Origin of the sequence: Ochrobactrum chromiisoli (genome assembly GCF_026241335.1) — a bacterium.
Taxonomy (GTDB): domain Bacteria; phylum Pseudomonadota; class Alphaproteobacteria; order Rhizobiales; family Rhizobiaceae; genus Brucella; species Brucella chromiisoli.
In genome coordinates, this window is the sequence record NZ_JAPHAV010000006.1 from 207,624 (window position 1) to 223,109 (window position 15,486).

Below are 15,486 nucleotides of genomic sequence, written 5' to 3' on the forward strand. Positions count from 1 at the left end.
GGGGCGGTGCATTTAGAAGGTACAGGCGGAAATTATTTCCGTCAGAGACGAAAAACGCGACACCGCTCATTGAGCAATGCCGCGCCAGAGATATTTCCGCTAGGATGCTAAACCAGTCTGGTTACAACATCCCGTAGTGACGATTTCCAATGCGGTGCAGACCAGTTGAACACCTCCTGGAATTTCGCAGTCGACAGGCGTGAGTTGGCAGGACGCGCAGCTTTGGTCGGATAATCGGCTGTCGCAATATCCGTAACGGTCGTGGTCGGCCCGCCAAGCTTGGCACTTTCACTGAATATGGCGCGTGCAAAGCCACTCCAGTTCGTGTCACCCGTACCAGCCAGATGATAAACACCATAAGCGGAAAAGTCGGGGGTTGCTGCCAAATGATCAGCCACCTGAATAATTGCATCAGCGATGTCGAGCGCACTGGTCGGGTTACCCCATTGGTCAGAAACAACCGAGAGAGCATCGCGCGTTTCAGCAAGCCTCAGCATCGTCTTGACGAAATTTTTGCCGAAGGGACTGTAGACCCAAGCCGTCCTTAAAACGATGTGCTGAGGATTAGCTTGTGCAACCAGACGCTCACCCTCAAGCTTGGAGCTTCCATAGACACTACGAGGTCCCGTGATATCCGTTTCGACGTATGGTTTGTCAGCGTCGCCCGCAAAAACATAATCCGTCGACAGATGGATGACGGGAACGCCGCAGTTCTTCGCCGCTTCGGCAACTGCTTCAGCGCCAGATGCATTCACCGCAAAAGCAAGTTCTGGCTGGTCCTCTGCCAGATCCACCGCCGTGTAGGCGGCGGCCGAGACAACAAGGTCCGGCTTGATCGTCTCAATGGCACTAAGCACGGATTCCGGTTTAGCCAGATCCAGTTCTGGGCGACCAAGTGCGATCACTTGCAGATCAGAACGTTGAGATGCCTTCTCAAGAAGGCTCTGGACAACCTGCCCTTCCCGCCCGGTGACGACGATTTTCATGTCTTGGCCTCTTTACTCGACGTGCCACCGAGCCGTTCGCCAGCATAGGTACCGCTACGGATGGGCTCCCACCACCAAGCATTGTCGAGATACCACTGGATGGTCTTTTCAAGCCCAGTTTCAAAGGTCTCCTGCGGCTTCCAGCCAAGTTCACGCTCAATCTTCGAAGCGTCAATAGCATAGCGACGGTCATGACCGGGGCGATCCGTTACGAACGTGATGAGGTCTCCATAGCTCTTACCGTTTGCACGGGGCCGTTTCTTATCGAGAATGGCACAGATCGTTTCCACTACATTCAGATTGGTGCGTTCTGAACGCCCACCGATGTTGTAGCTTTCACCCAACTTTCCCGTCATCGCAACGAGTGCTAGAGCGCGCGCATGATCCTCGACGTAGAGCCAGTCACGCACATTTGCCCCTGCTCCATAAACCGGCAGCGGTTTTTCATCGAGCGCATTGAGAATGACAAGCGGAATCAATTTTTCCGGGAAATGGAATGGACCATAGTTGTTCGAGCAATTGGTCAGTACGACTGGCAGACCATAAGTTTCATGCCATGCACGCACCAGATGATCCGAAGAAGCCTTTGACGCTGAATAAGGAGACGACGGCTTATAGGGTGTCTCTTCCGTGAAAATACCGCTGTCGAAAGGGAGGTCGCCAAACACCTCATCGGTCGAAATATGGTGAAAGCGGAAGTTCGACTTACGTGGTTCCGGCAGTTCGCGCCAATAGCCAAGTGCCGCATTGAGCAAGCGGAACGTGCCTATGATATTGGTTTCAATGAAAGCCGCAGGACCGTCGATGGAACGGTCAACGTGGCTCTCCGCAGCCAAATGCATGACTACATCAATCTCGTTGGTGCGCAGGGCTTCTAGAGCGCTTGTGTCATCACAAATATCGGCCTGAAGAAAGCTGTAATTCGGATGATTTTCAATCTGGCGTAGCGAGGCCAGATTACCTGCATAAGTCAGCTTATCCAGATTGACGACATTGACCTTGGGATCAGCGGCCAGATGGCGGCACACTGCAGAACCGATGAAACCTGCACCGCCCGTAACAAGAATGTTCATATCATTCCTCAAGCAAAAACTTCTGCGTCGACCAGAAGAGGTGCGTTCCGATCCTTCTCCGAGAGTTGAACTTCTGAAGGCGATATAGGCCAATCGATGCCAATAGCCGGATCATCGAATCTTATCGTGCGATCATGCGCAGGCGCATAATAGTCAGTAACCTTGTAGATAACCTCGGTATTCTCAACGAGCGTTATGAAGCCGTGTGCGAAACCTTTCGGCACCAGAATCTGGTTCCATTTTTTTTCCGAGACTTCCAACGACATCCACTTACCAAAAGTCGGAGAGCTTTTGCGAATGTCGACCGCCACATCGAGGATAGCTCCCCGTATCACACGCACCAACTTGTCCTGCGTATACGGCGGCAACTGATAATGAAGACCACGCAGAACGCCTTTCGCTGCAGAAAACGAATGATTGTCCTGCACGAAGTGTAGATTGATCCCAGCATTGCCAATCGATTTGGCATTATAAGCTTCCGAAAAGAACCCACGATCATCGCCAATTTTTCGCGGAATAATTTCCAGAACACCATCAAGTTCCAACGGACGAGCGATCATCGTTCGCTTCCAATTTCCTCAACACGACGACGCAGATAGGCGGCATATTCGGTCTGCCCAAGTTTTTCCGCCCGTTCAAGAACGGCATCGCTATTGATCCAGCCCTTCTCGAACCCGATTTCCTCGGGGCAAGCAATCTTGATACCTTGCCGTTTTTCGATTGTGCGCACAAAGGACGATGCGTCCTGCAAACTTTCATGCGTGCCAGTATCAAGCCAGGCATAACCCCGTCCTAACTGTCTGACCGTCAAATCTCCGCGCTGAAGGTAGATATTGTTGACTGCCGTAATTTCCAGTTCACCGCGTGCAGAAGGTTTGAGCGAAGCGGCAATATCCACAACATCATTATCGTAAAAATAGAGCCCCGTGACTGCCCATGAGGACTTCGGTCGACTAGGTTTTTCCTCAATCGATATTGCCTTACCAGTAGCCCGGTCGAACTCGACAACGCCATAACGCTGCGGATCTTCCACCCGATAGGCAAACACCGAGCCGCCCTTGGTATTGCCCGCAGCGCTTTCGCATAAATGGGACAGACCATCGCCGAAATAGATGTTATCACCCAGAATCATTGCCACATTGTCGTTACCGATAAAATCGCGACCGATGATGAAAGCTTCCGCCAGACCGTTGGGTTGAAGCTGTTCCGCAAAAGAAAAACTCATGCCGAACTCGCTGCCATCCCCAAGCAGCTTCCGGAAAAGAGGCAAATCATGCGGCGTCGAAATGATCAGAATATCCCTGATACCCGCGAGCATGAGCACGCTCAGCGGGTAATAAATCATCGGCTTATCATAGATCGGAAGAAGTTGTTTCGAAACGGCTATCGTCAAGGGATAAAGACGCGTACCACTGCCACCGGCTAGGATAATGCCTTTCATCTACGCTCCATTGCTAGTTGTATCATCAAAAAATTAAGAAGTAATAGGTCCAGCACGGACAACCTCTCGTACATCAAGGGGCTAAGTGCAATTTTTACGTACTAGATTAAGCAAAAATTCGCTACCTATGTTGTGCTTTTTGATAATATTCCTTTTTCTTTCTAAACAAAAATCTCCTTATGAAACAGTAAAGCTGAAGAAATCATTTATGTTTTGCGCAGGAGACAATGCCATCAGCGCCTCATCATTAGGCCGTTCTTTGTTTCTACTTAGGGCATTCATCCTGTAGAATTCCTGCATGTTTGTTTTTTATAGCGAAGGAATCTTCGTTGCCCCAGTGCATCCAGAAAAGTATTTCAAAATTTCAGTATGCGCCTAGCCTAGCCCGATAGCCTATTGCTATTATTAAAAAAAGCAAGTTCCCGATTGAACTGCCCCCCATTTCGACCGGACAGTCGGCATAAGCAGAAAGGCTCAAGCACAGGCTTGGGTATAGGCTTATGTCTAACGAGTATCGACATGTCGAATTGCTGACAGGTGATGTCCGCCGTCGGCGGTGGCCAACCGAGCAAAAGCTGACGATCATCGAGCAGAGTTTCGAACCAGGCGAAACGGTATCTTCGGCCGCTCGCCGCCATGGTGTTGCGCCCAATCTGCTTTACCGGTGACGCAGACTCTTGAGTGAGGGAGGTGCTACAGCCGTGGATTCTGACGAGCCGGTGGTCGGCAATTCGGAAGTGAAGAAACTGGAAGATCGCGTCGGCGAGCTGGAGCCCATACTCGGCCGTAAGACAATGGAGGTCGAAATCCTCCGCGAAGCCCTTTCCAAAGCGGACTCAAAAAACGTATGGCCCGCCCCGTTTGCAATAGGATTATTAGGGTGTTCTGATCAGTCTGCGTCAACATATACGGTCTCATGAGCACCCCCATGGCCAAGATGGACATCCGGCTCTTCAGATCGACGAAACGCATCGTCGGTCGAGATGCAGCTTCGGCAATATCCTCAGCATCCCGATCATCATTTTTCTGGGCTTTGATATACGGGCGAACATATTCCGGCGACATCAGCCGGACCTCGTGACCTCGTCCCGTAAACAAGCGGCCCAGATGATGAGCTCCGCAGCACGCTTCCATAGCAACTATGCAGGCGGGGAGTTTCGTTATGTAATCAATCAGTGTCTGGCAACGCATCGTTCGACGTGTAACTATTGCTCCGGTAGCGTCGACACCAACGACGCTGCAAGAGTTCTTGCCCAGATCAAGGATCATTATGCTCATAGGCCCGTTCCTTTCTTTTTTCGCACCACGGCATCATAACAGACGCTGGGGATAGGGGCGGGCCATTCCATAAACGGATATCGCGGCCGATCTTGTTGCCGAAGGACGGTTCGCGATGAAGGCCGTCGCAGACACGTTGGGCGTCTCACGTTCCAACCTCATCGAACGGCTGAAAGGCAAATCAAAGCCGCGTGGGCTTTACCACAAGGTCGAGGATGCAGAGCTTCTGCCCACCATTCGCAGGCTGGTGGATTAAAGGCCGACCTACGGCTATCGGCGGATCGCCGCGCTCCTCAATCGCGAAAGGCGAGCCGCCGATAAGCCTGTGGTCAACGCCAAAAAGGTCCATCGCATCATGGGCAACCACGCCATGCTACTGGAGAAGCATACCGCCGTTCGCAAGGGCCGCATCCATGACGGCAAGGTCATGGTTATGCGATCCAATCTGCGCTGGTGCTCGGACGGTCTGGAGTTCACCTGCTGGAATGGCGAGGTCATTCGTCTCGCCTTCATCATCGACGCATTCGACCGCGAGATCATTGCCTGGACGGCAGTTGCCAATGCGGGCATCTCCGGCTCAGACGTGCGTGACATGATGCTGGAGGCGGTCGAGAAACGCTTCAACGCAACCAGAGCCCCACATGCAATCGAACATCTGTCGACAATGGGTCGGCTTACACCGCGAGGGATACGAAGCTATTCGCCCAGGCGCTCAACCTGACGCCCTGCTTCACGCCGGTGGCCAGCCCGCAGTCGAACGGAATGTCCGAGGCATTCGTTAAAACCCTGAAGCGGGATTACATCCGTATCTCGGCACTACCGGACGCCGAAACGGCGCTCCGTCTCATCGATGGATGGATCGAGGACTACAACGAAATCCATCCCCACTCCGCTCTCAAGATGGCTTCCCCTCGGCAGTTCATCAGGGCTAAATCAATCTAGCCGACGTGTCCGGTGAAACGGGGTGCACTCCACCGATTACGTCGGACAGTTCACCCACGCACACTGCAAGGGGCGGAGCTAGAGCCTATTCTGGCTAATATCAAACAGGTTTTATAACGTTTAGAAGATTGTCAATCGAGCTTTCAACTAAAGGGCGAATGTCTTTGCGCCACAGCGCGAAGGCAACGTTAGCTTCGATGAAGCCAGCCTTGGAGCCGCAGTCGAATGTCAATCCCTGATAATTGAAACCGAAGAATTTCTGAACGTCGGCAAGTTTTAACATCGCATCAGTCAACTGGATTTCGTTGCCAGCCCCCTTTTCCTGCTTGCTCAGGAATTCAAAGATTTCCGGTTGTAGAATATAACGGCCATTGATATAAAGATTTGATGGTGCCGTGCCTTTGGCAGGCTTTTCGACCATCTGTGTGATCTCGAAACCACTGCCAATGACTTCGCCTCTGCCAACTATACCATATTTATGCGCTTCGTCCGGGTCGCATTTCTGCACGGCAATGACGTTGCCGCCGGTTTTTTCGTAAAGCTCGACCATCTCTTTCAGACAGCCTTTCTTCGACTGCATGACCATATCAGGTAACAAGAGAGCGAACGGTTCGTCATCAATGAGTTCACGAGCGCACCAGACCGCATGGCCTAACCCCAGCGGAACCTGCTGGCGAGTGAAGCTAGCCGTCCCTGGTTGCGGCTGAATATTCTGAAGATGTTCTAATTCCGCTGTCTTGCCACGTTCGGCAAGCGTAGTATAAAGCTCAACTTGCGCATCAAAATAGTCTTCGATAACCGCTTTGTTGCGTCCAGTGACGAAAATCAGATGTTCGATACCAGCTTCACGTGCCTCGTCTACCACATATTGGATAACGGGCTTGTCCACCACAGTCAACATTTCTTTGGGAATAGACTTAGTGGCGGGTAGGAAGCGGGTGCCAAGACCTGCAACCGGAAAGACAGCCTTGCGAATTTTTCTAATGGAGCTCATCCCTCTCCTCAATTAACAGCGACGATTGACATAATAAGGCTAAACCTTGCGTTTAGATAAGAGAGTTCAATTAGGACAATTAAGACATCAGTGGGAACACATTAAATGTCCAAACGAATTGTCTTGTGAATTCGCACCCTGTTTTGGACAGAGATAATTCCCTACAACCAATCCTTGTGAGAACTCACATGGCCCTTCCTTCATGTTGATTTCGCCTCAATTCATTGATTTTATGAGGATTATGAAATATTGGGGTGACTGGGGGATACGATGATATACAGCAAACGAGACTTTGGTAGGTTAACGTGAATTTCGATAGTTATGATCTGGTAATTGTAGGTGCGGGGTTCTTCGGAGCAACCATCGCGGAGAGAGTAGCGAATGAATTAGGACGGAAAGTCTTAATCATTGACAAACGAACTCACATTGGCGGAAATGCATATAGTGAAAGTAATTCGGAGACAGGAATCGAAGTACACAAGTATGGTGCGCATCTTTTTCATACGCCTAATAAGGTAATTTGGGACTATTTGAATAATTTTACCAAATTTACTGATTATAAACATCGTGTATACACGTCATATAAAGATCAGGTTTACTCAATGCCGATCAACCTGAGCACTGTGTGTCAGTTCTTTGGTCGTCGTATGTCGCCTCTGGAAGCCCAACAATTAGTCTTAGAGCAATCGCGCGAGCTAGGTGATAACCAGCCACAAAACCTTGAAGAAAAGGCGATCTCGCTGATTGGTCGTCCTTTATATGAAGCGTTTATTCGCGGCTACACAGCGAAACAATGGCAAACGGATCCACGCGAACTTCCGGAGCATATCATTACTCGCCTTCCCGTCCGCTATAACTTCGATAATCGTTACTTTAACGATGCCTACGAAGGCCTGCCTGTCGATGGTTACACAGCAATCTTTGAGAGAATGCTGGCAAATCCCATGATCCACATTCAAACTGGCATTGATTATTTCGAGATAAAAGAACAAATTCCTGCAGGAAAGCTAGTTGTTTATACGGGTCCTATTGATAAATTCTTTGATTATAAAGCGGGTGAACTGGGGTGGCGCACCATCGATTTTGAACCAGAAATTCTGCAGACGGGTGATTTCCAAGGCACTGCTGTCATGAACTACGCTGATGAAAATGTTCCATTCACCCGTATTCTTGAGTTCAGACATTTTAATCCCGAACGTGATTATCAAAGAGAAAAGACGATTATCGTTCGTGAGTATTCACGCTTTGCCCAGCGCGGAGACGAACCTTATTATCCAATTGATACGCAAAGAGATAAGAAGACTTATCTCGCCTACAAAGAAATGGCAGATGCCAAAAGTGATGTAATTTTCGGTGGGCGTCTTGGAACTTATCGCTATCTGGACATGCATCAGGCGATTGGAGCCGCATTGAAGTGCTTTGATAACGAAGTCAGGTCTAAGCTGCCTTGAAAATGAAAGGTTGCCCAAACATCTTGTGGATTGGAAATCGAATTCTGCAGCAGGTAGATAACTCGATTTCCAACCGGGTGGTTTTGTCATGAGTAAAGCTAGGACAGAAGTTGATGCTGTGGTAGTGACATATAATCGGCTGGAAAAGCTACGTGAGTGCCTGGAGGCATTAGGACGTCAGACTGGAAGGCTGAGACACATCCACGTCGTCGATAATAACTCGACCGATGGCACACGTGAGTGGCTTGTATCAAATAGCCAGCGTCTGAATCTTGTTTTGCATTTGCTGGATTATAACGGTGGCGGAGCTGGCGGATTTAATGCAGGTATTCGGGCTGCCACGAAGGTTGGTGCTGATTGGGTATGGGTAATGGATGACGATGTAGTTCCAGAGCCTGATTGTTTGCAAGCGGCGATGGAAAGCCCTTTTTTTATACAGCATCAAGCAGGCTTCCGAACAGTTGGCTTTTTATCAAGCCGGGTAGAGTGGACCGATGGCAGCTTATGTGTAATGAATATTCCTGTTGCAAGATGGCCCTGGAACAGCACATTTCGGGATATGCCCTCATCTCTTCCATGTATATCATGTTCTTTTGTTTCATGTTTCATAAGCCGAGAAGCTATTCAGAAAGTTGGCCTACCTTTGAAGGAGTTTTTTATATGGCATGATGACACAGAATATACCCGTAGGATATCTGATCATTATGATTGCTTTTATATCGATACTAGTGTGGTAAAACATGTCACTCCGTATAACCTCCTTCCCACCTACAGCGAGGTTTCAATGCAAAACCTTTGGAAGTTTAAGTGCGATATAAGAAATGTTGCTTCGGTCGAAGCGCGGGTTGGCAGAAAGATAGATAAAATCATTGCGCTTCGTTATGTTTTGAAAAATGCGTGGATAGCGTTCCGCGCAACGAAAAGTGTATCGACGTACGCGGTGCTATTATATAGTGGGATGCGAGGCATCTTTTGGAATTATAAAAAGCATATAGAATTCCTATGACTACTGTTCTGTCGGGGAATTTTTGGATTATAGCCAGAGTGGCAAATGAATATTCTTTTTTTGATACTTGGGCATAGTCAACCACATACAATTGTGGATCTTACGGAAAACTTAATCCGGGGAGATCGCAATAATCATGTTGCAATTCACTACGACGCAAGATCTTCTGTACATGATTTTTCTCTTATTAAAAGACTGTTACAACAGAAGGACAAAGTCCAAGTCATTAATAATAGGGTACAATGCCGCTGGGGGAGTTTCAGTTTAGTCGAAGCAGTTGTCTCTAGTCTTGAAGAATTGGAAGCCTGCGTTGGTTTGCGATCTTATGACTACGTTTTTCTTTTAAGTGAATCCTGTCTTCCTAATCGTTCCCTGGCGCAGTTACATCGATATCTTTGGGAAAATTACGGTACGCAGTTTATCGAAGTCGCTGGTGAAAACTGGGTTAAAGATGGACTCCGTTCCGAGAGATATAAATTTTATTTCCCGTTTTCCCCTTCGAAGAAAAATTCGATTTTACAAAAAAACTTAATTAGGTTTCAAAAGCTCTGTGGCATTGAACGAACAGTGCCTCAAAACTTGGGTATTCGGTTCGGATCCCAGTGGTGGGGATTGACCGGAGAAATGTGCAGAAAGATTATCGATTATCTGCACAACAACCCAGAGCTAGTCTCATTCTTCAAAAAAACATATATTCCAGATGAAATGGTGTTCCCGACTTTGGTCAATCATTTGGGGGAGATGAAGTCTATCTCTGGCTTTAACCTTACAGCTTATCAATTCGATGAAAACGGTAAGCCGATAGTTTATGGTAATAGTGATGTTGAGAAAGTTATGAATTTAAAAAGCTTTTTCTTTCGAAAGGCTTGGCCAGACGCAAATATACTGAGGGAGGCTTGTTTTTCTGTGGCCCTTGGTAACGATGATGGTTGCGATTTCGGGACCATTTCCTGTTCAAAACCAAATTTTTTTGTATCCGGTGATCGATAATGGGATTCCGCGAATTTTTCCATCGGCTTTCGGTTAAGTGCCCAAAACTAACGGTCCTCTTCGAACCATTTCGTCAGCCGGTGCGGGCGTTGGTTCGAAAAATTCATTATCGACATATCATAGCTGCGAGTCGTGCCGCACAACTAGAATTCATTCAAGTAGCAGAGACAGATGGAAATGGAAAAACTGTTGCGCTTATGAGTGTTCGTAATGAAATGGATCGTCTGTCCGCTTGTCTAGAGTATCATAGGCATTTAGGTGTGAGGGAATTCTGTATCGTCGATAACGGATCAACGGATGGTAGTTTTGAATTTCTTAAAGCCCAGTCTGATGTTAATCTTTATCGAACACACGAAAGTTACAAAACGTCTTATTATGGTATAACGTGGATAAATGCACTCTTTCATAAGCATGCGAAGGGGAGATGGGCGCTCTTTTTAGACGCAGATGAATTAATTTACTTGGGAAATGAAGAATATAAAATTGATCAATATGTTGATTTTTTATCAAGTATTGGGCAATCATATTTATATGCTCCAATGATTGATCTATACTATTTCGACGATGAAAAGATCAAATCAGTTAGAGGGTATCATGATTTGGAGATTGCCCTTAGAGAGTCCAGACATGATATCGACGGCTATGAGTCAGGCCGCATGCTAAATAATGGTTTTTTATCCTTAAGAGGAGGGCCAAGGGGGCGGATCGCGCAGGAAACCGGGGGCGCGCAGCCTCTTTTAATCAAGTTCCCTTTAGTTCAGCACGATGATCGCCGTTATTTTACAGCATCTTCTCACGAGTTTATGCCAGATTCATATGAAACCCATAAAGAACATGGATGGCTTATTCATCTTAAATTGGGAACGCAGGTAGCTCGTCGGCACAGTGATCCAGATATTGAACGCGAACATTACGGAGCCGGCGGAGAAAGAGTGTACCTAAATAATTTGCGGGATATTCCAAAAGACGCCAGTGCACAGTATTTCGACGGAATGAAAACACTGGCTCGGTTGCGCGGCAAGATCGTAGCAGAAGACAGGCAATGAACTTTTCTGTTCTTATGTCCGTATATCACTGTGAGAAACCTGACTATCTGGAACGTAGCCTTGAGAGTATATGGACAGAGCAGCAGTTAAAGCCTAGCGAGATTGTTTTGGTTCTCGATGGTCCAATCACTGATCAATTACAAACCGTAATCAGTAGGTGGAAGGCGCATATCGGAGAAGCACTGCGGATCATTCCTTTGAGAGAAAATATCGGATTGGGGGGCGCTTTGCGGGCAGGGCTAAATGCTTGCTCATGTGATTTGGTTGCCCGCATGGATGCGGATGATATAGCGCTCAATACGCGTTTTCAAAGACAAATCGATTTTCTGGTGAGGAACCCGCATATAGATATATTGGGATCCTGTGCCTATCTTATCAATGATAGGGAAGAACAGATTGGTAAAAGAAGTGTGCCTGTCTCTGACGCTGAAATAAGGCGATTGGTTTGGACTTGTCCGATAATACACCCTTCGGTCATTTACAGGCGTAAACGAATCCTAGAAGCTGGATCTTATGATGCATATATCGCGCCCCGACAAGAGGACTATGATTTATGGATTCGCGCCGCACGTAACGGTCTAACTTTTCATAATCTATCGGAACCTCTGATCCTCTATAGGGTGAGCAGAGAAGATAAGAATAATTGGCGGGTCGGATGGAATCGGCTTAAAATTGGTTGGTCAGCTGTCACGGAATTTGATCGCCGAGCTATATCCTATTTAGGTATTATTTATCCTTTAGTCAGAAGTTTAACACCTAGGTATCTTCGCTGTTATCTTGTGAAAGCTTCAAAATTTTGGGATCCTCGTTAATGGTCGGCTCCCCAATTTAGCCAGACTGACCTGCCACTGAGAATTTCCTCCAGAATGGATTAGAGTCCGGCCCAATAAAGGACGGACGAATGAAGAAGCAGCGATTTACGGAAGAGCAGATTATTGCGGTGCTGAAGGAGCAGGAGGCAGGCATGAAGGTGGCCGACCTGTGCCGCAAGTATGGGATTTCGGACGCAACATTTTATAACTGGAAAGCCAAATACGGCGGTATGGAGGTGTCCGAGGCGAAGCGCCTGAAGGCACTCGAAGAAGAGAACGCCAAGCTTAAGAAGCGTAAGCGGGTAAGCCACCCCACGTATCTTTTGTCGGCTTGATGGGTGATTTTGCGTATGAATCATACGGAGAGTCCTATGAATGACGATATGAATCATTCCCAGATATTTGAGATTTTGACGGCGGAACCCGTGCGAAGCCGACGGCGGCCGCGTGACTGGTCGGATGACGAGAAAGCGCGGATTGTTGCCGCGTCATTGCAGCCCGGGGCTAACGTCTCGGCGGTTGCACGGTCTGAAGGACTGGATCCCTCGCAGCTTTATGGATGGCGTCGTAAGGCGCTTGCATCTGGTGTTGTTTCACCGGTAACAGCGGGACCGGCCAGTCCGGCCAGATTTGCACGTGTTGAAACGACGTGTAGCGCTTGGATCGATATAGTTGTCGCCGACATGGTGGTTCGCGTCGGTTCAGCCTTCGATCCAGATCATCTGGTGAAGGTTCTACGGGCGGCTCGCAAGGTATGATCTCCAGCGGTGTGGTGGTTTATGTGTCCTGTCAACCCGTCGACTTCCGCAAGGGAGCCGCTTCGCTTATGGCAGTTGTCCGTGATGGCGGTCTCGACCCGTTCAATGGTGCCCTTTATGTCTTCCGGTCAAAACGTGCTGACCGGGTCCGGATTGTGTGGTGGGATGGAAGTGGCGTTTGCCTTTATTCGAAAACGCTTGAGGAGCGTGGCTTTTGCTGGCCGGGCCTGTCGGCAGCGAGGATACGTCTGGACCATTCCCAGCTCATGGCCTTGCTGGCCGGAATGGACTGGAAAAAGATCCGCTCGAACAGAACAAGACGCCCCTTGCTGACGGGGTAACAGTGCCTGCGGCAAGATGATTCATGATGCAGTTCAGGTTGGGAAAACGGCCGCTTTTATGCTCTACTCAGCCTCATGGATTTACCGCTTCACAATCTGCCGGATGACGTTGACGCACTGAAAGCTATGGTGCTCGCAATGGCTCATGAGCAGGCTGCGAAACAAGCCCGGTTGAAGGCTGCTGAAGCTGAGATTGCCCGGCTGGAGGCAGTGGAGAAGAGCGCCAACGAACGGATTGCCAATCTGACATCCATCATGAAGGTTTTGCAGCGCACCCAGCACGGCCGGCGCTCCGAACGATTACGCCTTGGTGTTAGCGATGAACAGGTATCGTTTGCTTTCGAGGAAGTGGAAACTGGTCTTTCGGCGATCCAGAGCGAACTTGACGATGCGGCCAGAGACAAGCCGAATGACAAGCCGAAACGGGCATCGCGTCCGCGCAAGGGTTTTGCGGCTCATCTCGAACGCATTGAGGAAGTCATCGAACCGGAGGTTCCGGCTGGTTGCGAGGGGCTGGAAAAGATCCTGATCGGCGAGGATCGCTCGGAACGCCTGGACGTCGTGCCCCCGAAGTTCCGGGTTATCGTGACACGCCGCCCCAAATATGCATTCCGGAACCATGATGGTGTGGTTCAGGCGCTCGCGCCTGCACATATCATCGAGAGTGGCCTGCCGACAGAGCGCCTGCTCGCCTATATAGCCGTTTCCAAGTACGCCGATGGCCTTCCACTTTACCGTCAGGAGGCAATCTATTTGCGCGATGGCGTCGAGATCAGCCGGAGTTTGATGGCGCAATGGATGGGGCATCTGGGCTTCGAGCTTCAGATATGCGCCGATTATATCCTGGAACGGGTCAAGGAAGGTGAAAGGGTCTTCGCCGATGAGACGACCTTGCCCACTCTGGCTCCCGGTTCTGGAAAAGCCACCAAGGCATGGCTTTGGGCTTATGCACGCGATGATCGCCCCTATGGTGGGAGCAGTCCACCAATGGTGGCCTATCGCTTTGAAGACAGTCGGGGCGCAGAATGCGTGGCGCGGCATCTTGCTGGGTTCAGCGGAATCCTGCAGGTGGACGGATATGGCGCCTATACGAGCATGATCAAGGCGCAAGCCAAGGCTGGGCGCAATGAACAGATACAGCTCGCAGGCTGCTGGGCACATCTGCGCCGCAAATTTTACGATCTGCACGTCAGCGGGATCTCGCAGGCTGCAACAGATACGGTCATCGCCATGACCAAATTGTGGAAGATCGAGGATGAGGTTCGCGGCAAGAATGCCGACATCCGCGCCGCGTTCCGTCAGGAACAGTCCGAAACCATTGTCGCCCGCCTCTTCGACCTGTGGGAACAGGAACTGGGTAAAGTCTCGGGCAAGTCCAAAACAGCCGAGGCGATCCGCTACGCGCTCACCCGGCGCGAGGCCCTGGAGCGCTTCCTCACCGATGGCCGGGTCGAAATCGATAGCAACATTGTCGAGCGTGCGATCAGGCCACAGACAATCACGAGGAAGAACAGTCTATTTGCCGGAAGCGAGGGCGGCGGACGGACCTGGGCCACACTGGCGACGCTGCTCCAGACATGCAAAATGAATGCCGTCGATCCGCTCGACTGGCTATCCCAAACCCTGAGCCGCATCGCTAAAGGCTGGCCTGTAACCGAAATCGAAGGCCTTATGCCTTGGAACTTCAACTCTAACGCCATCGGCTGACCGCTTACTAAGAAGCTGTTGGCCGAGCAGATGCTCGATGCCGCCGCACTCCGCGAGCTTCTCGCAAAAAAATGGTAGGGCCTGCCGCCAAGCGTGACGCCGTTGCACATCTGAAGGACATAATGGGTCTTTCGGAGCGGCGGGCCTGCCAGATTGTGTCGGCTGATCGCAAGATGATCCGCTATCGGTCCTGCCGACCGCCGGAGGTCGAATTGCGGGCGAAGCTGCGCGATCTCGCCAACGAGCGACGGCGCTTCGGCTACCGACGGCTGTTCGTCCTGCTCAGGCGGGACGGAGAGCCATCCGGCGTCAACCGCATCTATCGGCTGTATCGCGAGGAAGGGCTTTCGGTTCGCAAGCGGAAGGCTCGACGAAGGGCCGTCGGCACGCGTGCGCCGATCCTGGTCGAGGCGAAAGCAAATGCCCGTTGGTCTCTCGATTTCGTGCACGACCAGTTTGCATGCGGGAGACGGTTCCGGATTCTCAATATCGTTGATGATGTGACGCGGGAATGCCTGGCAGCAATCCCGGACACCTCAATGGTGAGCGCGACGAACATCCCACCTTTTCTTTTGTGAATGATGCCGCGAGATAAGCTCCTTCATTGATAGGAGCGGACCGGGATGATTGGAGATCGCGCTGATGCCATGCTTGAAGACAT

The 15,486-nt window shown here is 49.9% G+C and carries 13 protein-coding genes and 5 pseudogenes; 12 read left to right on the forward strand and 6 right to left on the reverse strand.

The genetic code is table 11. The features are described from left to right. Positions 1 to 107: 107 nt before the first annotated feature. Genes rfbD through rfbA form a run of 4 tightly spaced genes read right to left on the reverse strand, consistent with a single transcriptional unit; the run spans position 108 to position 3,500 of the window. Positions 108 to 986, reverse strand: a complete 879-nt coding sequence (gene rfbD / locus OPR82_RS13845; RefSeq protein ID WP_265985464.1) for a dTDP-4-dehydrorhamnose reductase — start codon at positions 984 to 986, stop codon at positions 108 to 110. Beyond that, positions 983 to 2,059: a dTDP-glucose 4,6-dehydratase gene (rfbB, locus tag OPR82_RS13850; RefSeq protein WP_265985465.1), complete on the reverse strand. Its 1,077-nt coding sequence runs from the start codon at positions 2,057 to 2,059 to the stop codon at positions 983 to 985. Before rfbB ends, rfbD begins: the two co-directional genes overlap by 4 nt. Before the next feature lie 8 nt (positions 2,060 to 2,067). Continuing rightward, positions 2,068 to 2,619 (reverse strand): dTDP-4-dehydrorhamnose 3,5-epimerase, encoded by a 552-nt coding sequence (gene rfbC / locus OPR82_RS13855; protein WP_265985466.1) that lies wholly within the window; start codon positions 2,617 to 2,619, stop codon positions 2,068 to 2,070. Next, a complete protein-coding gene (gene rfbA, locus OPR82_RS13860; protein ID WP_265985467.1) occupies positions 2,616 to 3,500 on the reverse strand; it encodes a glucose-1-phosphate thymidylyltransferase RfbA in 885 nt (294 codons plus the stop codon). The genes rfbC and rfbA overlap by 4 nt, the downstream gene beginning before the upstream one ends. 500 nt (positions 3,501 to 4,000) lie before the next feature. On the opposite strand from rfbA, the pseudogene OPR82_RS13865 reads away from it, so the two are divergent. Next, positions 4,001 to 4,342, forward strand: a pseudogene (locus tag OPR82_RS13865) (transposase); the annotation flags it as partial. 94 nt (positions 4,343 to 4,436) lie between these two features. Here the strand turns inward: OPR82_RS13865 and OPR82_RS13870 are convergent. Further along, a pseudogene (locus OPR82_RS13870) lies at positions 4,437 to 4,778 on the reverse strand (IS110 family transposase); the annotation flags it as partial. Positions 4,779 to 4,851: 73 nt separating this feature from the next. Between OPR82_RS13870 and OPR82_RS13875 the strand changes: the two are divergent. Beyond that, positions 4,852 to 5,720 (forward strand): annotated as a pseudogene (locus OPR82_RS13875) (IS3 family transposase); the annotation flags it as partial. A gap of 100 nt (positions 5,721 to 5,820) precedes the next feature. On the opposite strand, the gene galU reads toward OPR82_RS13875, so the two are convergent. Then, positions 5,821 to 6,714, reverse strand: a complete 894-nt coding sequence (galU, locus tag OPR82_RS13880; RefSeq protein ID WP_265985468.1) for a UTP--glucose-1-phosphate uridylyltransferase GalU — start codon at positions 6,712 to 6,714, stop codon at positions 5,821 to 5,823. Between the two features lie 305 nt (positions 6,715 to 7,019). On the opposite strand from galU, the gene glf reads away from it, so the two are divergent. From glf to OPR82_RS13930, 10 genes and pseudogenes are all read left to right on the forward strand, one after another. Next, positions 7,020 to 8,165 carry a UDP-galactopyranose mutase gene (gene glf, locus OPR82_RS13885; protein ID WP_265985469.1) on the forward strand — a complete coding sequence of 382 codons (1,146 nt, stop codon included), beginning with the start codon at positions 7,020 to 7,022 and terminating at the stop codon, positions 8,163 to 8,165. An 88-nt stretch (positions 8,166 to 8,253) separates the two neighbouring features. Then, positions 8,254 to 9,171, forward strand: coding sequence for a glycosyltransferase (locus tag OPR82_RS13890; protein ID WP_265985470.1), 918 nt, complete (start codon positions 8,254 to 8,256; stop codon positions 9,169 to 9,171). Between the two features lie 45 nt (positions 9,172 to 9,216). Then, entirely contained in the window at positions 9,217 to 10,161 is a 945-nt protein-coding gene (locus OPR82_RS13895; RefSeq protein ID WP_265985471.1) for a beta-1,6-N-acetylglucosaminyltransferase, read from the forward strand. Next, positions 10,161 to 11,207, forward strand: a complete 1,047-nt coding sequence (locus tag OPR82_RS13900; protein ID WP_265985472.1) for a glycosyltransferase family 2 protein — start codon at positions 10,161 to 10,163, stop codon at positions 11,205 to 11,207. Before OPR82_RS13895 ends, OPR82_RS13900 begins: the two co-directional genes overlap by 1 nt. Further along, positions 11,204 to 12,019, forward strand: coding sequence for a glycosyltransferase (locus tag OPR82_RS13905; protein WP_265985473.1), 816 nt, complete (start codon positions 11,204 to 11,206; stop codon positions 12,017 to 12,019). Before OPR82_RS13900 ends, OPR82_RS13905 begins: the two co-directional genes overlap by 4 nt. An 89-nt stretch (positions 12,020 to 12,108) precedes the next feature. Then, positions 12,109 to 12,312, forward strand: a pseudogene (locus OPR82_RS13910) (transposase); the annotation flags it as partial. A 78-nt stretch (positions 12,313 to 12,390) separates the two neighbouring features. After that, on the forward strand, positions 12,391 to 12,777 hold the full coding sequence (locus OPR82_RS13915) for a transposase (protein ID WP_265985474.1): 387 nt from the start codon (positions 12,391 to 12,393) through the stop codon (positions 12,775 to 12,777). Then, positions 12,774 to 13,118, forward strand: a complete 345-nt coding sequence (tnpB, locus tag OPR82_RS13920) for an IS66 family insertion sequence element accessory protein TnpB (protein ID WP_265985475.1) — start codon at positions 12,774 to 12,776, stop codon at positions 13,116 to 13,118. The genes OPR82_RS13915 and tnpB overlap by 4 nt, the downstream gene beginning before the upstream one ends. A 75-nt stretch (positions 13,119 to 13,193) precedes the next feature. After that, positions 13,194 to 14,825 carry an IS66 family transposase gene (gene tnpC, locus OPR82_RS13925; protein WP_265985476.1) on the forward strand — a complete coding sequence of 544 codons (1,632 nt, stop codon included), beginning with the start codon at positions 13,194 to 13,196 and terminating at the stop codon, positions 14,823 to 14,825. Positions 14,826 to 14,834: 9 nt separating this feature from the next. Next, positions 14,835 to 15,367, forward strand: a pseudogene (locus OPR82_RS13930) (IS3 family transposase); the annotation flags it as partial. Positions 15,368 to 15,486 lie beyond the last annotated feature (119 nt).